This window comes from Mixta intestinalis, assembly GCF_009914055.1.
Lineage (GTDB): Bacteria > Pseudomonadota > Gammaproteobacteria > Enterobacterales > Enterobacteriaceae > Mixta > Mixta intestinalis.
In genome coordinates this window covers 1,781,681-1,803,723 of sequence record NZ_CP028271.1, presented here as the reverse complement: position 1 = coordinate 1,803,723, position 22,043 = coordinate 1,781,681, and the positions used below count along the sequence as shown (strand labels likewise).

Annotated in this window: 18 protein-coding genes and 4 pseudogenes; 16 read left to right on the top strand and 6 right to left on the bottom strand. The window is 49.6% G+C overall.

What is annotated here, in order from left to right:
* The first annotated feature begins 192 nt into the window (after positions 1-192).
* Entirely contained in the window at positions 193-486 is a 294-nt protein-coding gene (locus C7M51_RS08560; protein WP_160621406.1) for a hypothetical protein, read from the top strand.
* A 19-nt stretch (positions 487-505) separates the two neighbouring features.
* Here C7M51_RS08560 and C7M51_RS08555 read toward each other — a convergent pair whose 3' ends face one another.
* Positions 506-709 carry a hypothetical protein gene (locus C7M51_RS08555; protein ID WP_160621405.1) on the bottom strand — a complete coding sequence of 68 codons (204 nt, stop codon included), beginning with the start codon at positions 707-709 and terminating at the stop codon, positions 506-508.
* Positions 710-938: 229 nt separating this feature from the next.
* Here C7M51_RS08555 and efeU point away from each other — a divergent pair, with 229 nt between their 5' ends.
* From efeU to tnpA, 5 genes and pseudogenes are all read left to right on the top strand, one after another.
* Positions 939-1,763 (top strand): iron uptake transporter permease EfeU, encoded by an 825-nt coding sequence (gene efeU / locus C7M51_RS08550; protein WP_160621404.1) that lies wholly within the window; start codon positions 939-941, stop codon positions 1,761-1,763.
* A 26-nt stretch (positions 1,764-1,789) separates the two neighbouring features.
* Positions 1,790-2,905, top strand: a complete 1,116-nt coding sequence (gene efeO / locus C7M51_RS08545; protein WP_160621403.1) for an iron uptake system protein EfeO — start codon at positions 1,790-1,792, stop codon at positions 2,903-2,905.
* A gap of 5 nt (positions 2,906-2,910) precedes the next feature.
* On the top strand, positions 2,911-4,185 hold the full coding sequence (efeB, locus tag C7M51_RS08540; RefSeq protein ID WP_160621402.1) for an iron uptake transporter deferrochelatase/peroxidase subunit: 1,275 nt from the start codon (positions 2,911-2,913) through the stop codon (positions 4,183-4,185).
* 554 nt (positions 4,186-4,739) lie between these two features.
* On the top strand, positions 4,740-5,528 hold the full coding sequence (gene phoH / locus C7M51_RS08535) for a phosphate starvation-inducible protein PhoH (RefSeq protein ID WP_160621401.1): 789 nt from the start codon (positions 4,740-4,742) through the stop codon (positions 5,526-5,528).
* A gap of 187 nt (positions 5,529-5,715) precedes the next feature.
* Positions 5,716-6,120, top strand: a pseudogene (tnpA, locus tag C7M51_RS08530) (IS200/IS605 family transposase).
* Here tnpA and C7M51_RS08525 read toward each other — a convergent pair.
* A pseudogene (locus C7M51_RS08525) lies at positions 6,086-7,099 on the bottom strand (IS256 family transposase); the annotation flags it as partial. The pseudogenes tnpA and C7M51_RS08525 overlap by 35 nt on opposite strands.
* A 182-nt stretch (positions 7,100-7,281) precedes the next feature.
* On the opposite strand from C7M51_RS08525, the gene C7M51_RS22455 reads away from it, so the two are divergent.
* The 3 genes and pseudogenes from C7M51_RS22455 to C7M51_RS08515 form a co-directional block, all read left to right on the top strand.
* Positions 7,282-7,569 carry a hypothetical protein gene (locus tag C7M51_RS22455; RefSeq protein ID WP_244323812.1) on the top strand — a complete coding sequence of 96 codons (288 nt, stop codon included), beginning with the start codon at positions 7,282-7,284 and terminating at the stop codon, positions 7,567-7,569.
* The gene (locus C7M51_RS08520; RefSeq protein WP_244323811.1) at positions 7,557-8,921 is read left to right on the top strand and encodes a P-loop ATPase, Sll1717 family; all 1,365 of its coding nucleotides are present in this window, start codon (positions 7,557-7,559) and stop codon (positions 8,919-8,921) included. The genes C7M51_RS22455 and C7M51_RS08520 overlap by 13 nt, the downstream gene beginning before the upstream one ends.
* A 25-nt stretch (positions 8,922-8,946) precedes the next feature.
* Positions 8,947-9,258: pseudogene (locus C7M51_RS08515) on the top strand (transposase); the annotation flags it as partial.
* A 57-nt stretch (positions 9,259-9,315) separates the two neighbouring features.
* Here C7M51_RS08515 and C7M51_RS08510 read toward each other — a convergent pair.
* Together C7M51_RS08510 and C7M51_RS08505 are read right to left on the bottom strand one after the other, a co-directional pair.
* A complete protein-coding gene (locus C7M51_RS08510; protein ID WP_160621400.1) occupies positions 9,316-9,726 on the bottom strand; it encodes an ASCH domain-containing protein in 411 nt (136 codons plus the stop codon).
* Between the two features lie 252 nt (positions 9,727-9,978).
* On the bottom strand, positions 9,979-11,004 hold the full coding sequence (locus tag C7M51_RS08505; protein WP_160621399.1) for a zinc-dependent alcohol dehydrogenase family protein: 1,026 nt from the start codon (positions 11,002-11,004) through the stop codon (positions 9,979-9,981).
* A 105-nt stretch (positions 11,005-11,109) separates the two neighbouring features.
* Here C7M51_RS08505 and C7M51_RS08500 point away from each other — a divergent pair, with 105 nt between their 5' ends.
* Entirely contained in the window at positions 11,110-12,030 is a 921-nt protein-coding gene (locus C7M51_RS08500; RefSeq protein ID WP_160621398.1) for a LysR family transcriptional regulator, read from the top strand.
* Positions 12,031-12,148: 118 nt separating this feature from the next.
* Here C7M51_RS08500 and C7M51_RS08495 read toward each other — a convergent pair whose 3' ends face one another.
* Positions 12,149-13,033, bottom strand: coding sequence for a LysR family transcriptional regulator (locus C7M51_RS08495; RefSeq protein WP_110123703.1), 885 nt, complete (start codon positions 13,031-13,033; stop codon positions 12,149-12,151).
* A 173-nt stretch (positions 13,034-13,206) separates the two neighbouring features.
* Here C7M51_RS08495 and C7M51_RS08490 point away from each other — a divergent pair, with 173 nt between their 5' ends.
* Complete coding sequence (locus C7M51_RS08490) at positions 13,207-14,346, top strand: alpha/beta hydrolase (RefSeq protein ID WP_160621397.1); 1,140 nt, start codon at positions 13,207-13,209, stop codon at positions 14,344-14,346.
* 177 nt (positions 14,347-14,523) lie between these two features.
* Positions 14,524-15,717 (top strand): MFS transporter, encoded by a 1,194-nt coding sequence (locus C7M51_RS08485; RefSeq protein ID WP_160621396.1) that lies wholly within the window; start codon positions 14,524-14,526, stop codon positions 15,715-15,717.
* A gap of 117 nt (positions 15,718-15,834) precedes the next feature.
* Here the strand turns inward: C7M51_RS08485 and C7M51_RS08480 are convergent.
* Positions 15,835-16,085: pseudogene (locus tag C7M51_RS08480) on the bottom strand (transposase); the annotation flags it as partial.
* Between the two features lie 134 nt (positions 16,086-16,219).
* On the opposite strand from C7M51_RS08480, the gene C7M51_RS08475 reads away from it, so the two are divergent.
* From C7M51_RS08475 to dmsA, 4 genes are all read left to right on the top strand, one after another.
* Positions 16,220-16,450, top strand: coding sequence for a type 2 periplasmic-binding domain-containing protein (locus tag C7M51_RS08475; RefSeq protein ID WP_160621395.1), 231 nt, complete (start codon positions 16,220-16,222; stop codon positions 16,448-16,450).
* Positions 16,451-16,744: 294 nt separating this feature from the next.
* On the top strand, positions 16,745-17,719 hold the full coding sequence (locus tag C7M51_RS08470; protein WP_244323810.1) for a DUF6896 domain-containing protein: 975 nt from the start codon (positions 16,745-16,747) through the stop codon (positions 17,717-17,719).
* A gap of 206 nt (positions 17,720-17,925) precedes the next feature.
* Entirely contained in the window at positions 17,926-19,110 is a 1,185-nt protein-coding gene (locus tag C7M51_RS08465; RefSeq protein ID WP_160621394.1) for an MFS transporter, read from the top strand.
* 492 nt (positions 19,111-19,602) lie between these two features.
* Positions 19,603-22,041 (top strand): dimethylsulfoxide reductase subunit A, encoded by a 2,439-nt coding sequence (gene dmsA / locus C7M51_RS08460; RefSeq protein WP_160621393.1) that lies wholly within the window; start codon positions 19,603-19,605, stop codon positions 22,039-22,041.
* The last annotated feature ends 2 nt before the right edge of the window (positions 22,042-22,043 follow it).

The following is a 22,043-nucleotide window of genomic DNA, read 5'->3' as shown; positions in this document are numbered from 1 at the left end:
GGGTGGCCTCACCGCGTTCCCGCTGGGTATCGTCCGGTTATCACTCTCTTTTTCACCGTTGAACGCTGGTTTTCAGGCAATAACAGGCTAATCTGAGCATTCAGGCCTGGTGAGCTGTTAATAGCAAACGGGGTCTGCGTTTAGCGCTGATAGGGTATTGTCCTTATCGGTGAGTGACCCAGGAAAGCGGATATGAACAGAAGTGACGACGAAAAACTGAAAGACATTATGATGGGCGAAGCGGTGCTGGCGCTGCTGCATGGCGGCGGCGCGGTCTCCGTCGCTACGCTTATCACCCGATTACAGGCGCTTGCCGTTGGTGAGCGAGATGACGCACGCCGGCTGGCCTGCGAACGCGCTATTGCTGAAGTACGCGAGAGCGCAAGCGTTATGCGCGAGCGTAACGCGACATCGGTCAATGACAGTAACAGCGTACAGTATCTGTTTGCGCAGGGCGGTTCGCCCGACGACAGTAAAAAACACTAATCGCCAGTCGTTTTCCCGCTCAGTTCATTTTCTCGGCGATTAGCCGAACGGCGCGTAGCAGATGCTCCCTGTGCGCCTCGTCAACGGCCAGTTCGACATGCTGTTGTAGCAGGGCGGCAATATCGTGCATATGTATCGGCCTTCCGTTAGCGAGCAGCAGTGACACCGCATAACCTATCGCTGCATGGACCTCTTCCGCGATTTTCCCCTGTTCATCAACCAAAAGCGCGCCTCCATAGAGTGAGCTGAACAGACATACAGCTTATCATTGCAGTGGTTGGGCAAACAATTGTTCAACCGTTTCGCTACAAACAGCCTGCCTGAAATACTCACCATTAACAAATAATCACATCAGGTCACTTGTTTTTTTCTTGCCGATAATGATAATCGGTATCGTTTACATTTACGCTTCTTTACGTCATTTTACCTTCGGCCCTGTTGAGGACCCCGGCATGTTTGTTCCATTTCTGATTATGTTGCGCGAGGGGCTGGAAGCCGCGCTGATTGTCAGCCTGATCGCCAGCTACCTGAAGCGTACCCGGCGTACCCGCTGGTTTGGCGCAATGTGGGCGGGGGTGTTTATCGCCGCCGCGATCTGCCTGGCGCTTGGCCTGTTTATCAACGCCACCACCGGTGAATTCCCCCAGAAACAGCAGGAGCTGTTTGAAGGGCTGGTGGCGGCGATTGCGGTGATTATCCTTACCTGGATGGTGTTCTGGATGCGCAAAGTGTCGCGTAACGTCAGGGCGCAGCTGGAAGAGGCGGTCGATCAGGCGCTGCAAAAAAGTGGCGGCGGCTGGGCGCTGGTGCTGATGGTATTTCTTGCCGTGGCGCGTGAAGGGCTGGAGTCGGTCTTTTTCTTACTGGCTGCGTTTACTCAGGATGTCGGTATCGCGCCACCGCTGGGTGCGGTGCTGGGATTGCTCAGCGCAGTAATTATCGGCGCGCTGATCTACTGGGGCGGTGTCAGATTGAACCTGGCGAAATTCTTCAAATGGAGCAGCCTGTTTATCATTTTTGTCGCCGCCGGGCTGGCTGCCGGGGCGATTCGCGCCTTCCACGAAGCGGGCCTCTGGAACCATTTTCAGGACGTTGCTTTCGATCTCAGCACGACGCTTTCCACGCATACGCTTTCTGGCACGCTGCTGGAAGGGCTGCTGGGCTACCAGGAAGCGCCTACCGTCAGCGAGGTAGCGGTTTGGCTGCTCTATCTGATTCCAGCGCTGCTGCTGTTTTTTATGCCTGCCCGCCCGACGTCGCGCGCGCTGAGCCAGTAACACTTACTTTGTCAGGGAATCTATCCATGAAAATCTTTAACTGCCGCCATACCGTGCTGGCCTCTCTGCTGGCCTGTTCCGCTGCCTCCGCCGCTGATATTCCGCAGGTTAACATCAGCGTTAACGATAAACAGTGCGAGCCGATGGCGCTGACCGTCGCGGCGGGTAAAACGCAATTTATTATCCGCAATAACAGCCAGAAAGGGCTGGAGTGGGAAATTCTGAAGGGCGTGATGGTGGTTGAGGAGCGGGAAAATATCGCACCGGGCTTCACGCAGAAGCTGACCGCTAATCTGGTGCCCGGCGAATATGAGATGACCTGCGGCCTGCTCAGCAATCCGAAAGGAAAGCTGATCGTTAAATCGGCGGCGGGGCAGGAGAGCGGCGACCAGCCAGCGCTGATGCAGCTAAGCGGCGCCGTCAGCGCCTATAAAAGCTGGGTGATGGCAGAGGTTACGCAGCTGGTCAGCGGCACCAAAGATTTTACCGATGCGGTGAAGGCGGGCGATCTGGCAAAAGCGCAATCGCTGTATGCGCCAACGCGCCAGCACTATGAACGTATCGAGCCGATTGCCGAGCTGTTCTCCGATCTGGATGGCAGCATTGACGCGCGCGAAGATGATTATGAGCAGAAAGCGGAAGATCCGAAATTCACCGGCTTCCACCGCCTGGAAAAAGCGCTGTTTGGCGATCGCAGCACTCGCGGTATGACGAACTACGCCGATCGCCTTTATCAGGATACGCTGGAGCTGCAAAAGCGTATCAGCGAACTGGCTTTCCCGCCGGGTAAAGTGGTAGGTGGCGCGGCTGGCCTGATTGAGGAAGTGGCGGCGAGTAAAATCTCCGGCGAAGAGGAACGTTACAGCCGTACCGATCTGTGGGATTTTCAGGCCAACGTTGACGGCGCGCAGAAGATCGTCAACCTGCTACGTCCGCAGCTGGAAAAAGCCAATCCGCAGCTTTTAAGTCAAATCGACGGCAACTTTAAAAAGGTGGATGCGATTCTGTCTAAATATCGCACCCAGCAGGGATTCGCCTCTTATGAAAAACTCACCCTGACCGATCGCAACCGTCTGAAAGGGCCGGTTACCGCGCTGGCAGAAGATCTGGCGCTGCTGCGCGGCACGCTGGGGCTGGATTAAGCGATATGGCGAAAATGAACGATGCGGCGATGCCTTCACGCCGTCGTCTGTTAAAAGGTTTTGGCCTGCTGGGCGGGGCAGCGATCGCCGGTAGCTGCCCGGTCAGCGGCGCGACCGGCGAACGTTTTTCACCGGGAGCGCTTTCACCTGCGACGAGAGAGGATCGCCAGCCGTTTTACGGCGCGCATCAGGCCGGGATCGTCACGCCGCAGCAGGCGGCGATGATGCTGGTTGCTTTCGATGTGCTGGCGAGCGATAAGGCAGATCTGGTGCGGCTGTGTCAGCTGCTTACCGACCGCATCGCATTTCTTACCCAGGGCGGCGAGGCACCGCCAACCGACAATCCGCGGCTGCCGCCGCTGGATTCCGGTATTCTTGGCGCACATATCTGGCCGGATAATCTGACGATAACCGTCTCGGTGGGCGCGTCGCTGTTTGACGAGCGCTACGGTCTGGCGGCGCTGAAGCCCGTGCGGTTACAGACCATGACGCGTTTTCCGAACGATGCGCTGGATGCCAGCTTTTGCCACGGCGATCTGCTGTTGCAAATTTGCGCCAACACCCACGACACGGTGATTCATGCGCTGCGCGATATCGTGAAACATACGCCTGATTTGCTCAGCATACGCTGGCGACGTGAAGGTTTTATTTCAGATCACGCGGCACGCAGCCGGGGCAGGGAAACGCCGATCAATCTGCTGGGCTTTAAGGATGGCACCGCCAATCCTGACACGGCGAATAGCGCGCTGATGGAGCAAATTGTATGGGTGACGCCGGAGCAGGGTGAACCCGCCTGGGCTGGCGGCGGCAGCTATCAGGCGGTGCGCATCATTCAGTTTCGCGTTGAGTTTTGGGATCGCACGCCGCTTGGCGAGCAGCAGACCATTTTCGGGCGTGAAAAGCTGAGCGGCGCACCGCTCGGCATGCAGCATGAGCATGACGAGCCGGACTATCGTCAGGACCCGGAAGGAAAGGTTATTCCGCTGGACGCCCACATTCGTCTGGCCAACCCGCGCACGCCGCAAACGCAAAGCAGCCTGATGCTGCGGCGCGGCTACAGCTATTCCGCCGGGGTTACCGCCGCCGGACAGCTGGATATGGGATTGCTGTTTGTCTGCTATCAGCACGATTTAGAAAAAGGCTTTTTAACGGTACAGCAACGGCTAAACGGCGAAGCGCTGGAGGAATATATTAAACCGATCGGCGGCGGCTATTTCTTTGTGCTGCCCGGCGTAAAAAATAATCAACATTATCTGGCACAGCCGCTACTGGAAGCCTGATATTTAGCGCCTCTCGCCAGCTTAGCGCTACGGGAGGTTATTTTAAAATCCGTTTTTTCCTGCCCGTTTTAGCGCGTTCTGATCTTTCTGAATTATCTCAGCTTTATTTTTATCTGGTTAATTCATTGTTATTTAAGATAAAAAAACAAAGGTGCTGTCGGAAAGTTCTTTTTGTGCCTAAATTTTGTGCATTTGGTTAAGCTGCTGGTTGCAAATTTAGCTAAATCTGTTGCACTTTAGACAGAGCGGTCGTCTGTTATGTTCATCTTTGACGATGGAGAATGCGAATGGAAACGTCCTGTAGAGGACAACCGGTAGCTAAAAAAATATCGCACTGTTTTTCGCGAGAGGATTTCTTTCTCTCGTTTATTTTCCTCTCTTGTTATTTTCACAGCGTCATCCTTTCTCTTTTTCTTATCGGGCGTATACCGGCGGTATACACCTGTTTATCAACGGCTCGTAAGGCTCTGAAGGAAGCCAACCTCTAAAGCGTTCACGTAATCGCGCCAGAGATCCTCCGGCGCGGGAAATGAAACCAACTGTAAGGTGCCACTATGGGAAGACAGAAAGCAGTGATCAAAGCGCGTCGTGAAGCACGTCGGGTGCTACGGAGCGATTCACGCAGCCATCGGCAGCGTGAGGAAGAATCGGTCACCTCGCTGGTGCAAATGGGTGGGCTGGATGCGATCGGCATGGCGTGCGATTCACGCGACCGTGCGCCGATTGAAGCCCGAAATGATGCTCAGGCGCACTATCTCAACGCCATAGAGACAAAACAGCTGATCTTCGCCACCGGTGAAGCCGGCTGCGGCAAAACCTGGATCAGCGCCGCAAAAGCGGCCGAAGCCCTGATTCATAAGGATGTGGACAGAATCATCGTTACCCGACCGGTATTGCAGGCGGATGAAGATCTCGGCTTTTTGCCGGGTGATATCTCAGAAAAATTCGCCCCTTATTTTCGCCCGGTCTACGACGTTCTGGTTAAACGTCTTGGCTCTTCCTTTATGCAATATTGCCTGCGTCCCGAAATCGGTAAGGTGGAGATTGCGCCCTTTGCCTATATGCGTGGACGTACCTTCGAAAATGCCGTGGTGATCCTTGATGAAGCGCAAAACGTCACCGCCGCGCAGATGAAAATGTTTCTGACTCGCCTGGGCGAAAACGTCACGGTGATTGTGAATGGCGATGTAACGCAGTGCGATTTGCCCGCAGGCGTGACATCAGGACTGGCCGACGCGCTCGATCGTTTCACTGAAGATGAGATGGTAGGTGTGGTGCGGTTTGGACAAGAGGATTGCGTGCGTTCCGCGCTTTGCCAGCGCGCGCTGCACGCTTACGGTTGATTGAGTGAGTAGTCTGTAGCCAAAGCCCGGACGCGAGTTCGGGCTTTTTTGTCTATGGAAAACCTCAGCCAAGCTGGGAGGGGGCCATAAACTTTCAGCCCGTTATTAAAACCCTTTTTAATTTGTTAAGGCATCTTGCGGTCTGGCAACTGCAAGAATTAAACGAGAAAACAAAAGGGGGCCCCCAATGGGGGACGAAAAGAGCTTAGTGTACATCCGATGGAACTGTAAATATCACATCGTTTTTGCTCCGAAATATCGTAAACAGGCGTTCTATGGAGAGAAACACAGAGCCACAGGCAGCATTTTAAGAAAGCTTTGTGAATGGAAATACGTGAGCATTCTGGAAGCGGAATGCTGTGTGGATCACATCCATATGCTTCTGAAGCCCCACTAAAGATGAGCGTGTCGGATTTTCATGGAGTGTTTAAAGGGAAAGAGCAGCCTGATGCTCTATGAGCAATTTAGCGATTTGAAGTTCAAATACCGTAACAGGGAGTTTTGCTGTTGGGATTATTACGTTAATACGGTAGGGGAAAATACAGCCAAGCTCCAAGATAACATAAAGTACCAACTTGAACAGGATAATTGAGGTTTTCCCAGTGCACACGCCAGCTTTTGCTGATTTGCGGATATTTATCGCCCCAGACTTTCGCGAACGCATCCAGCGCCATCATTGCTACCTCTTCGGTCGGGATCTGATAAACCGTCTTCAGGCTGCTGGTGATGGCTTTATAGTCCTTCCAGGACACATATTTCAGGCTGTTACGCACCATATGGATGATGCACAGCTGGATATGGGGTTGCGGGAAGACGCTGTTTATTGCATCCGGGAAGCCATTCAGACCGTCCACACAGACAATCAGGATGTCCTGAAGGCCACGGTTTTTCAGCTCCGTCAGCACGCTCAGCCAGAACTTTGCTCCTTCATTTTCGGCCAGCCATATACCCAGTAATTCTTTCTGACCTTCGGTGTTGATACCCAGCGCCAGGAAGACGGCTTTGTTGATTACGCTGCCATTCTGAAGGACTTTGACGACAATGCAGTCCATATAAACAATGGGATACAGCGCATTCAGCTGCCGGTTTTGCTACTCAGTGACCTGCTCTTTTACGGCGTCGGTAACTTCAGATATCAGCGTGGGTGACACATCTGCGTCGTACATCTCCTTGAAGGTGACGGCGATTTCGCGGGTAGTCATACCTTTGGCGTATAAGGATAAAATCTGGCTGTCCATCTGCGTAATACGCGTCTGGTGCTTCTTAATCAGCTGCGGTTCGAAGGTGTTTTCACGGTCACGCGGCGTGTTCAGTTCGATCTCGCCGTCATCGCATAACACCGTTTTTGACGAGTAGCCATTACGGGTGTTTGAGCCTGTTTTGGGCGCATTTTTCTCATGTCCGAGGTGGTCAGTCAGCTCTGCATTGAGCGTCGTTTCGACGGTAAGCTTCGTCAACATGCGGGAAAAAGCATTAAGATCGGCTTCGGTTTTAAGGCATTTAGCCAGTTCAGCCGCAAGGGCCTTGAGTTTCTTTCCATAATTGCCTGTCTCCGTTACTGGAGTGAACATATCAAAATCAGGCAATTACACAACTTTAATTATAGTCTCACTATAAGCAAAAATTAGTAACTGGGGAGACATATTTAATGAATTGCCAGTATGGTGATTAAGGTGTATTTAAAGTTTGTAAAACTATATTATATTGTTATACCAGTTAGGTAGCTTTCTAATTTACTGTTTCGGGGGATCAGATGAATAACAATCCAATTAAAATAAAAAGAAACTTGAGTGTTGGAGATTTGGATGCCGAAACTGATAATGAATTCTTAGATAGTTGCTTTATTGATAAGGGGTATCTAGAAGATTTATTGGATGTAAAAAATCCCCGTTCAATTATTGTTGGACGGGCTGGGTCGGGAAAAAGCTCCCTTCTCTATAAAGTAAGCACTTCTATAGATAATTATAAAAAAATTAATCCTAATGATATCTCTGTTAAATTTCTTGAATGCTCCGATATAATTCAGTCATGGACAGGTTAGGGGTTAATTTAGATTTGTTTTATAAAATGCTATGGCGGCATATTTTAATAATAGAATTAGTCAGGCTTAGATATAAAATAAAAAATGAAGAAGACAATGAAAGTTTTTTTAGAGGCTTGGTCGAAAGGTTCAATCGTGATGAAATTAAGCAGAAGGCAATAGCTTACTTTAGAGAATGGGGTGATAAATTCTGGTTAGATACAGATGAACAATTAAAACAAATTACAAGAAAGCTTGAGGATGAGACTAAAGCTAACTTGGAACTAAAATATTCAGGAATCGATGTTTCTTTAAATGGGGCAAGCAAACTTAGTGATGAACAAAAAACTGAAGTAACTCAAAGAGCAAGCCAAGTCGTAAGCAGTTTGCAGATTAAAAAATTGAATGAAATGTTAGATATGCTAGCTGAGTATTCTTTTAAAGACTCGCAAAAGCATTATTATCTGCTGATAGATCAACTTGATGAGGATTGGGCTGATACTCATACAAGATGCAAATTCATCAGAGCCTTAATTGAAGAAGTAAAAGGATTTAGAAAGATAAGACATGTCAAAATATTGGTTGCCCTTAGAAAAGATTTAATAGATATGGTTTTTGGTAAGACGCGTGGAGCTGGTTTCCAGGAAGAAAAATACGAGTCATATATCCTGCAAATTCAATGGAGTCGTGATGAGCTAAATGATCTTGTCCAAAAAAGAGTAAGGGAGACATTCAAGCGTGTATACACAAACGACCAAGTAACTATCAAAGATATTTTTCCGGAAGCAAGAAAGGCTGCTCATGGGAAAACTGCGATGGAGTATATATTAGAGAGAACCCTACTTAGGCCAAGAGATATACTTCAGTTCATAAATGAAACGTTCAAGGCTGGATATGATAAAGATAAAATTACATGGAAATTAATCTATGAAGCTGAAAAAATATATTCAGAAAAAAGACTCAAATCTTTAAAGGAAGAGTGGGGAGAGACTTACCCTTCTTTTGAAGAGACAATTGAGATATTGAGAGGTAGGGGATCTACTTTCAATTATATTGATTTCAAAAATTCTCAATTTGACTCAGTAATTACTAAACTATCTACTAAACAAAATGAAGATCCTTGTGTTATAACAGCAAAGAATTTTCTTCAGGTTACGGGCTCTACAGAAAATGACGTATTGAATGCTATTTTAGCATGCCTGTATAAAGTAGGTGCTGTTGGTATAAAGTTAGAAACAAACAATTCCTTCATTTGGTCTTACAGAAATAAAAGCGCAATATCAATAGGTGAGGCGGAGCGAGCTAGTCAAATAAAAATACATAAAATGTTACATAGGGCGCTAGATATTAACTCCAACTCTGGCAATGTTTAATGATTTTTTTGAGATGCGTGGTGTCTGGGATAAGAAATACCCAAAAATCAGCAAAAGATGGCGTACTCATTGGAAAAATTTCAACGCCTTCTTCGGCTATCCTGCAGATATTCGTAAAGCGATCTACACGACCAACGCTATCGAATTGCTGAACAGTGTGATCCGTCAGACGATAAAGAAACGAAAAGTGCTCCCGACGGATGACCCGGTACGAAAGGTTATTTATCTGGCAATCAAAGATGCGTCGAAAAAATGGAATATGCCGATGCAGAACTGGCGGCTGGCAATGAGGGGTTTTATTATCGAGTTCGGTGACCGCCTGAGCGATCACCTTTAATACATTAGCAGTTACACAGAATTACTGACAGGCCCAATTATTTACAGGGTCTATCAGTCAGAGAACCTCAACTACCTCAAACTCTTCAGCGATCAGTTCCATATCTTCAGAAAAAGAACCTTCCTCCGTAAAAAATCGCTGATGTTCTTTTCTCCAGTATTCAAGGCTTAAATCGCCTTCACCTTCCTTGCGAGCAAACTCTCCGGTAACATCACAAAATCGTATTAGTCGCATCGAAACCAATCTGATAACGCATACAGGTACACCCTGACCATCAAGGATGATGTTATAACTGCCAATCCTGGGAGCAGTTTCTTCCTGCTGATAAGAAGCAAAAGAGCCACATGAGGCCGTTTTAATCCCTTTAACAATAAGGTCTGCAAGCTCGTTAGCCAGTTCCGGGCTGTCACCTATTTGCGAAGCATTCGCGCCTGGGTATTTTATTTTTAACTCCTCAATAGCGTTCATTAAAAACTCGCTTAGATTGTATAGATAAATTCCCATTTATACCGTACATATACTACCTGGGCATTAACATTCGCGCTTTCATATTGAAACTTCAGGTCCGCTTTTCGCTCTTGAGGGACAACCATACTTAAATCTTCAGCAAATCTGAACCAGAAGCAGATGTTGCGTTAGGCGTGTTCATCAGCTTGCATTCAGGCTTCAAAATAAAAAGCAGAGGTGTTTTCAGGACGCCTCTGCCAATATTATTTTCAATCAGCCCACGTTGATAACGATTTTTCCAAACACACCTTTATCAAGCTGCTCCAGTGCTTCCGGCAGTTCACTGAAACGGAATGACTGGTTTATCACCGGTTTCAGTTTGAGCCAGTCAACGGCCCGGATAAAATCTTCAAGCGCCCGGCGATGTCCCACGCCAATACCCTGAACAGTTGGAGACTTCAGTAACAACAGAGCTCCCGAAGCTGAAGTATCGTGCGTGTCCATCATTCCTATCAATGAGATTCGACCATGTGAAGCTACCGCGCGCACAGAGTCTGCAAAGTTGCGTCCCCCTACTGTATCCACAACGTGATCAATGCCGCGTTCATTTGTCAGTCGGTAAATGGCTTCAACCCAGTCCTCTTTTTTACGGTTAATACCGTGATCGGCACCGAGCGCCGCCGCAGCTGCCAGTTTTTCATCGCTGGATGAGGTAACGAAAACTTCGGCACCCACCGCTTTAGCTATCTGCAGAGCGAAAAGGGCCACACCGCCGGTTCCCTGAACAAGCACAGTTTCACCGGCACGAAGGCCGCCGCGTTCAATCAGGGCAAACCAGGCCGTAAGTCCGGCACAGACCAGCGTGCTGGCTTCGGCATCGGTAAGTGTCTGCGGGGCTTTGACCAGCCACTCTTCATTCATAATCACGTACTCAGCCAGCACCCCCTGGATCGCATAGCCTATCGTGTTGTAGTGCGGATTTTTGGCATTGTTATTCAGCTTTCCGTCAATCCAGTCTGCGTTAAAGGATGAGATAACGCGGTCTCCCTGGCTGAAGCGAGTGGTGCCAGGTCCGATAGCCTCAACCACGCCAGCCATATCAGAACCCGGCGTAAAGGGCATTGGCATACCATTCCCCATTCCACCTTCAATGATGACCTTGTCACGGAAGTTGAGGGAGACGGCATTTACCCGAACCAGAACTTCGTTCGGGCCGGGCTGAGGTATTTCTGCTTCCGTAAGCTTAAGATTCTGACGTCCTGTTTCATTTAACGCCCAGCGTTTCATTGTGCGATTCATAAAGCCTCCTGAGAAATAAATCATTGATGGTCAGAACTATAGCATTGCCTGTTTGGTTACAGTGGAGATAGTATTTCTCTCTATTGATTCCTCACGGGCGACAATATGAAAGGTGAGATGAACAGTATTGCTGTTTTTGTGGCCGCAGCTGAATCGGTGAGTTTCTCGCAGGCTGCTGAAAAAATGCACGTTACGCGCTCGGCAGTCGCGAAAACCATATCCCGGCTTGAGGAGAGGCTTGGTGTAAGCCTTTTTAACCGCACAACCCGCAGCCAGAGCCTCACTGATGAAGGTTCGCTTTATTATGAATTCTGCCGCCGGGCGTTGAATGAAATAAAAACGGCGGAGGATATTCTGGAGAGCGGCAAGCTTCAGGCAAGCGGAAAACTAAGAGTGACTGTACCGGTTTTGCTCGGACACTTCTGTATTTCACCGTTACTGACCACATTGGCAAAAGAACATCCACGGCTGGAACTGGAAATTTCATTCAGCGATCGTCAGGTCGATTTGTTGGAGGAGGGGTTTGATTTGGCTGTCAGAATCGGCGCACTGGCTGACAGCAGCAGTCTGATAGCCCGCAAGCTGGCCTCTCACACGATGGTTTTCTGCGCTTCTCCGGATTATATCCGACAGGCCGGCGAGCCTGCTTCGTCAGAAGAACTAAAGGAACATGTAGCCGTTGCCTATATTCATTCAGGACGCATTCTGAAGTGGCGGGTTAAAAACCAAAGGGATGAAATTGTGGAAATAACCCCACCTGCCAGAATCATGATGGATGATATGCAGGCGGTAAAAGATGTTGCGGTAACGGGAGGCGGCATCGTCTGGCTGCCTTACTGGCTGGTACGGGAGCAGCTTGTCAGCGGCAGCCTGACAGAGATATTAAAGGAGCAGTCTTCGGGAAGCTGGCCTGTATATGCTGTGTGGCCGCGCACTCCTCATTTGTCTCTGAAAGTCAGGTTGGCCGTGGATAAACTGGTTAATGAATTGCCGGCTATGATGGCCGCTGTTGAGGCGCAGATTTAATCTCCGCTTTTCGCTTTTAGCAGCTCTTCAGCTCAGTTAGTTAAGCCCGCTAAGTGTCAAAAGCGGACGTTGTTTTCCAACTATTACCCAGGCCTGCGAACTACCTCATCTTCATCCCTTAAATTCTCAATGTATCGATAACCGCTCGTAGAGCGGGTGACACATTGCGGTGCGGATAATAGATATATGCCCCCTCCAGGCGCTGGCTGTAGCATTGCAAAACTCTGATCAGCGCCCCCTGTTCTATATCATCAGACACCAATTCCTCCGGAACATAAGCCAGTCCCAGACCTAGCCTGGCGGCTTTAGCTTCCATATAGCTGTCAGCAAAGGCCCATTGTCCCTGAGGTTGATGGGTGATCTTTTTACCGTCCTGATTGAGTTCCCATGCATACAGGCTGCCGTCGCCGAACTGGTAAGCGATGCAGGGATGAACCACTAAATCTGTGGGGGTTTGCGGAAATCCGTAGCGACGAAAGTGCTCAGGCGTGCCGACAACAGCCATCTCCATATCGGGCGAAATGCGCACCGCGACCATACCGCTACCCACTTCCGAGCCCAGACGTATACCGGCATCGAAGCGCTCAGCAATAATATCGACAAACCGGCTTTCGCTGATGAGCTCCAGCCGAATATCTGGGTAGCGTTGTTTAAACACCGCCAGCTTCGGCAGCAGCACTTTATCAATGGCGTGCTGGCTGGCATTAATACGGACCGTACCCGATGGTGTATGGCGATAATGGGCCAGCGTGGCGAGCCCCATATCTAAGGCGTCAAATCCAGATTCGACGGTTCGATAGAGCAACTCGCCGGCATGGGTGAGCGATAACTTGCGCGTGGTGCGCACCAGAAGCTGCACGCCCAGTCGTTCTTCCAGCTCGCGCACTGCACGGCTAATTCCTGACTGTGCCAGGCCAAGCCTCTGCGCGGCGGCGGTAAAACTCCCTTCTCGCACGACCTGCATAAACAGATAGAGATCGTTATAGTTTTCCCGTTTCGCCATCATCCTTCCCCTGTTGCCGCATCACAATTCAGAACAATATGGTATTAATCTTAGCATTTTTCACCCTCTAATCAGCACTATTACTGCTAACTATAATGTGTGCATTGCAACAAAGCACAGCAGCGTTGTCCGTATGAAACCTGTATCTGGCACGTTTTATGAAGGGGATTTTGATGACTGCTTTTACCCAAAAATTGACAGCCGCGATACCCGCCATGCTGTTATGCGCGTCATTAAGTGGAGTCACAAATATGAGTTACGCTGATACAACCAATCCGAACGCGCCCGTTTCGCTGGTCGAGAAATGGGATAAAACTTTTGCTGAGAGCACGAAAAAAGTTGATCACCGTAAGGTGACCTTTCCGAACCGGTACGGGATCACCTTAGTCGGGGATCTCTACATCCCGAAGGATCGTGGTGATCGCAAGCTGGCAGCTATTGCTGTTAGCGGCCCCTTCGGGGCGGTGAAAGAGCAATCCAGCGGCCTGTATGCACAGACGCTGGCTGAACAGGGATTTGTCACTCTGGCTTTCGACCCTTCATACACGGGCGAAAGCGGCGGCTACCCGCGCAACGTCGCATCTCCGGATATCAACACCGAGGATTTCAGCGCGGCGGTTGATTTCTTAGGTCTGCAAAAAGAGGTGGATCGCAACCGCATCGGGCTGCTCGGTATCTGCGGATGGGGCGGCATGGCCTTAAACGACGCCGCGATGGATACGCGTGTCAAGGCGGTGGCGACCAGCGTGATGTATGACATGAGCCGTGCGATGGGGCATGGTGTGGGCGATGGCAAAGACCGCTATACCACTGCCGATCGTCGTGCCGTATTGCAGTATCTGAACACGCAGCGCTGGAAGGATGCGGAAAATGGCTCTTTCGCGCCAGGCGGGCATGACATTTATGTTGATGAGAAGGGCAACGTCACCGCTTCCGATCGTATTCTGCCGGAAACTCTGCCCGCGAATCCTAATCCAGTATTGAAAGAGTTCTTTGATTATTACCGCATGCCGCGTGGTTTCCATGCGCGTTCGGTCAACTCAACCGGTGCCTGGAATGCAACCATGCCGCTGTCATTTATGAATATGCCGCTGCTGAGTTACGCCAATGAAGTTACTATCCCTACACTCATCGTGACCGGCGAAAAAGCCCATTCACGCTATTTTGCTGAAGATGCCTTTAAGGCAATCGGCAGCAAAGAGAAAGAGTTAGTGATTGTCCCTGGGGCAAACCATGTTGATCTGTACGACAACGTTGCGGGTAAGATCCCATTTGCCAAATTTGAGCAATTTTTCAAAGCAAACTTAAGGTAACCAGAAAAGTTTACCAGGCCACCTGCCATAAACGGGTGGCTTTTACCTGCCTGGTGTGACGCAGAATATGTCACATCGCCTCGTATTCTCACCCACCTATTATGTCGTTATTCCCTGAATAACTTCTGACCCGACTGCGCCTGAATCTGGCTGGTTCGATATTAAGGGATGCTAATAATGTCCACTGTAAGTCTAAAACCATCATACGAAAAAACGCATGCATACTGGAGCAGCGTATTTGCCATGACGCTTTGCGTGTTTGTTCTGATCGCTTCTGAGTTTATGCCAGTCAGCCTGCTTACACTCATTGCCCATGATTTGCACGTTACCGAAGGGCTGGTAGGGCAAGGAATTGCCGTCTCTGGCGCGCTGGCGGTGCTGACCAGTCTGACTATCTCCCATATTGCCAGGGATCTGAATCGTAAATATCTTCTGCTGGGACTGACGGTCTTAATGGCCATATCGGGAATAGTTATCACCATAGCGCCTGACTATCCGGTTTATATGCTGGGGAGGGCTCTGATTGGCGTAGTCATCGGAGGGTTCTGGTCAATGTCGGCTGCAACCGCCATTCGGCTCGTGCCACAGCACCAGGTTCCACGCGCACTGGCAATTTTTAACGGCGGCAACGCGCTGGCCACCGTTGTAGCTGCGCCGCTTGGTAGCTATCTGGGGACAACCGTCGGTTGGCGTGGGGCCTTTTTATGTCTCGTCCCCCTTGCGATAGCTGCGTTCATCTGGCAATGGGTCAGCCTGCCTTCGATGGAAAGCGATAAAACACAAAAACCACAGGGATCTGTGCTTCGTCTGTTCAGCGTCGCCATCGTACCAACGGGACTGCTGGCCTGTGGGCTCTTCTTTATGGGGCAGTTTGCTTTATTTACCTACGTGCGCCCTTTTCTGGAGAGCGTCACCAGGGTGGGACCTTCTGACCTTTCTCTGATTTTGCTCGCAATAGGCGTAGCAGGTTTTGTCGGCACAACGCTCGTCTCAACATTCCTGAACGCCAGGTTTTATCAGACCTTAATCATGATCCCGTTGCTTATGGCAGCGATTGCCGGTGCATTACTGCTGCTCGGACACCATATCTGGGTTGTTGCCGTTTTACTCAGCCTGTGGGGGCTACTTGCGACGGCTGCGCCAACAGGGTGGTGGACATGGATAGCACGGGCGTTACCCGAAGATGCAGAGGCGGGTGGTGGCCTTATGGTTGCAGTGATCCAGCTATCTATTGCACTTGGTTCAACGGCTGGAGGTCTGGTATTCGACAGTCTGGGATGGAGAAGTACTTTTGGTTTAAGTGGTTTGTTACTTCTGGGGGCGGTAGCGATGACGTGTGCTACATCCCGTAAAAATAGGAAGGCGCACTAGCGCAATCCTTTTATTTCTGGCGTGTGCTCTTTAAGGGCATACGGTAGAGGGGGGAATGTCCGATCTTCGCGCAAAGCAGACGGCATAACACTTAGGCCTGGCTGCCTGGCTGCCAGTTGGCGAGTAAACCGGCTGATAAATGGTCCTGAACTTCGGAGCCTGCATCAGCCAGCACCGTATTTTCTGACTTTTATGGATAATATAGTTGTCCATGATGAGCGTGGTGGTTTTCGCCCGCCGGTACGTTGCGTTAAGTCGCTTCAGCAGGCTGATGAACAGCGCCGAACCTTTACTGTTGCCGCTATATAGCTGATGTTGCCCGTTCCGCAGTGCAGCGCTCCGGCCAGACAGTATTTTTCATTCTGTCCGGTGTCTTTCGTCACGGAAAATGGGGGCTATGATTGGTATCGCTCAGTCCGGTTGATGTTTTGGCGATTGAATCAGATCGCACAATCCGAATTGCGTTCCTTAGTAAAAGGCATATGGGGAAAAGTCGCTGTTTATGCCAACACTGCTGCAACTGCTGAGCTGCGAGATGGTCAGCAACGACATCGGGACAGGTATTTTACCTGAGTCAGTTGGAGATCATTTCCAACAAAAATTTCACTATCGAAAGCTGCTTTTAACTGACCATTGGGCGAAACACAGAATCTTTATTTGCTATAAAAACTGGGCGTCGCTGAACCCGGCGATGAGAAAACAGCTCTGTTCCCTGAAAGAGATCATTCTCTGAATTTTCTGGTATAGAATAACATTTCAAACATTACGCTATATAGCTACAGGCCTATAGAGGTTTATAACTTGAGCATCTAACGTTGATTGCTCCATCATGATGCAAATAATGGCTAACGAGCTTCCGCTTCTCACTCTTTTTAGTACCGCTCCTCATAGTTGGCGGCTATGTATCAAAAGCGAAATTATAAATGTTTTCAGTGTTAATTTCTCGAAAATGGACTTGTTGTTTATAATAACCCTATCGATATAGTTAGACGTATTTTTTTTGAATAATATAAAATGAACTTATAATATGAATGAAAATTTTTATCTTTTAATTGTTGAATTTCAAGAAAATGTTCAGGCTGCTTTAAAGCTAATGTATCGATCTGGTATTAAAATGCCATCAAGTCGCAGTGAATGGATAGAATCAGATATACCCAGCAGTGGCGAGTTAGAAGGCGGTGTTAAATATTATAAACATGGGGCTGGGTGCTGGGTAGGGTTAGATTCAGGCGAGGTGGATTTTGATTTTGGATTGCAGGGTAAGGTTGGAGGGTTTAATGCCTGGTGGTTAACCCGCTTTGCAGGAAACAATATAGAAACTTACGGTTTCAGAAATTTTGACGATATATTTGAGCATATAAATAAAGCGTTAGCTGATGGGGAGCTGATTTATCCAGAACATGATCTTTACTATATTGCTAATGTTCCATATACCTACGCTATAGACACAGATAGCAGAAATTCTGGGGATATGCTTCCAAGCCGCAATCATGACCGTGTACTAACACTTAAAATTCATTATTTCGAAACGGCTGAACTTATGTTTAAAAATTACGATAAACTCGATCAGAAAATGCAACGAAATGGTTATTTAAGCCAGCGTGAAGAAATTGAGATGAGGATTTATTTGTCTACATGGTTAGGTTTTTTAGGTGTGGTCTGCGAAGGCTTTCGGAAACTAAATATGCGGGTATTGCTCGATAATAATCGCCCAATTAGATTTAAAGAATTATTACCAATTTCGGATAGTATCAGAAATTCGATGAAAAAAACTCGGATTCACTCAGGATATTTAGAAATAATGTTTTTCATCTTAGAGAAAATAACAGGTTTGCATATTATTTTTTTGATAAGGAAGTTGAACGGCTTATATGGGCCCGTGAATTGCACATGGCACTTTCAGGTTTTTTTTCGAAGTATAGAATTTTCTGTAAAGTGCATTGTGTTATTAATGGGCGTAAAGGCGAAAGCGATTGATAAGGAAAAAGGTAATGCGCCGTAAGAAAATCTCTCTGAGATAATGAGTTAAGCTATTCATTTTATGTCAAAAAAATATTCTTTTTTCGTTTGAAGCGAACTTGATGATTTTCTGTGAGTCCGCTAAGTGCCAAAAGTAAATATCCTCTTTTCAATTATGGAAAATGATTCTCATTAACATGTAACGCGATGTGATGTTTAATAGCGTTTTATGTTTTCAGGGAAAGTGAAATGGGCACTCGATTTTCGACATTGCGGCGTATTCCCGGTGGCGTCTGGATTATTGGTTTTGTCAGTCTTTTGATGGATGTTTCTTCTGAAATGATCCACAGCCTTCTTCCACTTTTCATGGCAACAGCTTTAGGGACGCCAGTCATCGTTATCGGACTTATAGAAGGGCTGGCTGAAGCTACGGCACTGTGCATCAAAGTGTTTTCAGGAGTTATCAGCGATTACAGTGGAAAACGTAAAGGGCTTGCTGTCCTTGGGTATGGCCTCGGTGCATTCAGCAAGCCACTGTTTGCGTTGGCCTCAAGCTCAGGGATGATATTCAGTGCCCGCATGATTGACCGTGTCGGAAAAGGAATACGGGGTGCACCGCGAGACGCTCTCGTTGCAGACGTTACGCCGCCTGAGATCAGAGGGGCGGCGTATGGCCTACGTCAGACTCTGGATACTATGGGGGCGTTTCTGGGGCCGCTACTGGCTGTGGGGCTGATGCTGTTATGGAACAATGATTTCCGCGCCGTTTACTGGGTTGCAGTTGTGCCAGCATTTCTGGCCGTTGCGCTGTTATTCTTTGGATTACATGAACCGCGTACACCGGTTACTACAGTCAGAACTAATCCGGTGAAAAAGGAAAACCTAAAAAGGCTGGGTGTGGATTGCTGGTGGGTGATAGGACTGGGCGGAATATTTACTCTCGCCAGATTTAGTGAGGCTTTTTTGGTTCTGAGGGCGCAGGAAGTCAGTATTCCCCTGGCTTTAATTCCCCTCGTAATGGTTGCTATGAATATTGTTTTTTCATTTACAGCCTATCCATTTGGGCGCTTATCAGACAACATCAGTCACAGGCGGTTACTCCAGATGGGACTCGTTGTGCTCATCGTGGCCGATTTAGTGCTCGCCCTGAGCCATTCCTGGTCAGGAATCATTATCGGTGTTGCATTGTGGGGTGTGCATATGGGAATGACCCAGGGCCTGCTGAACACCATGATTGCGCGCACAGCACCAGCTGATCTTCGCGGTACGGCGTTTGGATTTTTCAGTTTGTTGAGCGGAGTAGGATTACTGAGTGCCAGCCTGGGGGCAGGGCTGTTGTGGGACATCTGGGGTTCCGCTTCAACATTTTTTTCAGGCGCTATGATCTGTGTTTTGACGCTAATACTGACGCGTTTTGTGCCGGAAAAGTCTTAGTGAATTTGTCCTTGACCGTGATGTTCTGATATCAGGTAGTGGAACCACTTTAAAATCATCATTAGTCGGAGGGGTTTTATTCCCTGTCTGCTCCTCGCGCAAAGCAGACGACATATCACTTAGGCCGGGCTGCCTGGTTGTGACGAGTAAACCGGCTGATAAATGGTCCTGAACTTCGGATCCTGCATCAGCCAGCGCCGTGTTTCTGACTTTTTTAAGAATCGTGTAGTGGCGCAGTATCACTTGACCACTACGGACCGCTATTGCTGGGTCAGATCAAATATCCTCAATTTACTCTGCTATTGATCGTTACTGGAAAACGTAAGTTTTAGGATGTTTATACAACAATTAGTTGATCTCAAATAATAATTTATCACCTGAATTCCGAATACTCCTTTTGTGTTACAGAAAAAATCTAATAAAAATCAAAGTCGTTATATCAATACATGCATAACGACGGTTAAAAACTGTGAGCAATCAAAGCGAGTATCTATGAAAATAAAAAGTTCTGACGTTTTGCTGGCTGCTGAAGTCAGCCGGCGGCGTTTAATGAAAACCACTGCGCTTAGTGGTCTGGCGATAGCCAGCAACGCATTTACCCTGCCTTTTACGCAGATTGCCCGAGCGTCTGACACGTTTTCCACAAAAAGCGAAAAGACCGTCTGGAGCGCCTGCACGGTGAACTGCGGCAGCCGCTGCCCGCTGCGCATGCACGTAGTAGATAACGTCATCAAATATGTAGAAACCGATAACACCGGCGACGACGACTATGAAGGTCTGCACCAGGTTCGCGCCTGTCTGCGCGGCCGCTCAATGCGCCGCCGGATCTACAATCCGGACCGCCTTAAGCAGCCGATGAAGCGCGTCGGCAAGCGCGGTGAAGGGAAATTCGAGCCGATCGGCTGGGATGAAGCCTATGACATCATCGTCAGCAACATGCAGCGCCTGATCAAAGAGTACGGCAACGAATCCATCTATCTGAACTACGGCACCGGCACGCTGGGCGGCACCATGACGCGCTCCTGGCCGCCGGGCGATACGCTGATCGCCCGCCTGATGAACTGCTGCGGCGGTTACCTGAACCACTACGGGGACTACTCGTCCGCACAGATTGCTGAAGGTCTGAACTATACCTACGGTGGCTGGGCGGACGGCAACAGCCCCTCCGATATTGAAAACAGTAAGCTGGTGGTGCTGTTCGGCAATAACCCCGGCGAAACCCGCATGAGCGGCGGTGGGGTAACGTACTATCTGGAGCAGGCGCGAGAGAAGTCGAACGCGCGCATGATTATTATCGATCCGCGTTATACCGATACCGGCGCAGGTCGTGAAGATGAGTGGATCCCGATCCGTCCGGGTACGGATGCCGCGCTGGTCAACGCGCTGGCCTGGGTGATGATCGAAGAAAACATGGTCGATCAGCCGTTCCTCGATAAATACTGCATCGGCTATGACGAAAAGACCCTGCCGGCAAGCGCGCCGAAAAACGGCCACTATAAGGCTTACATCCTGGGCCAGGGCGATGACGGCATCGCTAAAACCCCGGAATGGGCGGCGCAGATTACCGGTATTCCGGCCGAGCGCATCGTCAAGCTGGCGCGTGAAATCGGCAGCACCAAACCGGTTTACATCAGCCAGGGCTGGGGTCCGCAGCGCCATGCGAACGGTGAAATTGCCACCCGCGCGATCTCCATGCTGGCGATCCTTACCGGTAATGTCGGGATTAACGGCGGCAACACCGGCGCCCGCGAAGGCTCCTACGAGCTGCCGTTTGTGCGCATGCCGACCCTGGAAAACCCGGTCAAAACCAGCATCTCCATGTTCATGTGGACTGATGCAATCGTACGCGGCCCGGAGATGACTGCACTGCGCGACGGCGTTCGCGGCAAGGATAAGCTGGATGTGCCGATCAAGATGATCTGGAACTATGCCGGTAACTGCCTGATCAACCAGCACTCTGATATCAACCGCACCCATGAAATCCTCCAGGACGACAAGAAGTGCGAGCTGATCGTGGTGATCGACTGCCATATGACCTCTTCGGCGAAGTATGCCGATATTCTGCTGCCGGACTGCACGGCGTCCGAGCAGATGGACTTCGCGCTGGACGCCTCCTGCGGGAATATGTCCTACGTGATCTTCACCGACCAGGTGATTAAGCCTTATTTCGAGTGCCGGACCATCTATCAGATGACCAGCGATCTGGCAAAACGCCTTGGCGTGGAGCAGCAGTTCACCGAAGGACGCACCCACGAAGAGTGGATGCGCCATCTGTACCAGCAGTCGCGTGAAGCGATTCCTGAGCTGCCGACCTTTGAAGAGTTCCGCAAGCAGGGGATCTTTAAGAAGCGCGATCCGGAAGGGCATCACGTTGCCTATAAAGCGTTCCGGGAAGATCCGCTGGCCAATCCGCTGTCCACACCGTCGGGTAAAATCGAGATCTACTCGCAGGCGCTGGCGGAAATCGCCGCCACCTGGGAGCTGCCGGAAGGCGATGTGATCGACCCGCTGCCGATCTATACCCCGGGCTTTGAAAGCCGCAACGATCCGCTGATCAAGGAGTATCCGCTGCAGCTGACCGGCTTCCACTATAAGTCTCGCGTTCACTCCACCTACGGCAACGTCGATGTCCTGAAGGCCGCCTGCCGTCAGGAGATGTGGATCAACCCGCTGGATGCGAAGCAGCGCGGGATTAACAATGGCGATAAGGTGCGCATTTTCAACGGTCGCGGCGAGCTGCATATCGAAGCGAAAGTGACGCCGAGAATGATGCCGGGCGTGGTGGCGATGGGGGAAGGGGCATGGTATGACCCGGACGCGAAGCGCATTGACCAGGGCGGCTGTATTAACGTGCTGACGACCCAGCGCCCGTCTCCTCTTGCCAAGGGGAACCCATCACATACAAACCTTGTTCAGGTTGAAAAGGTCTGAGG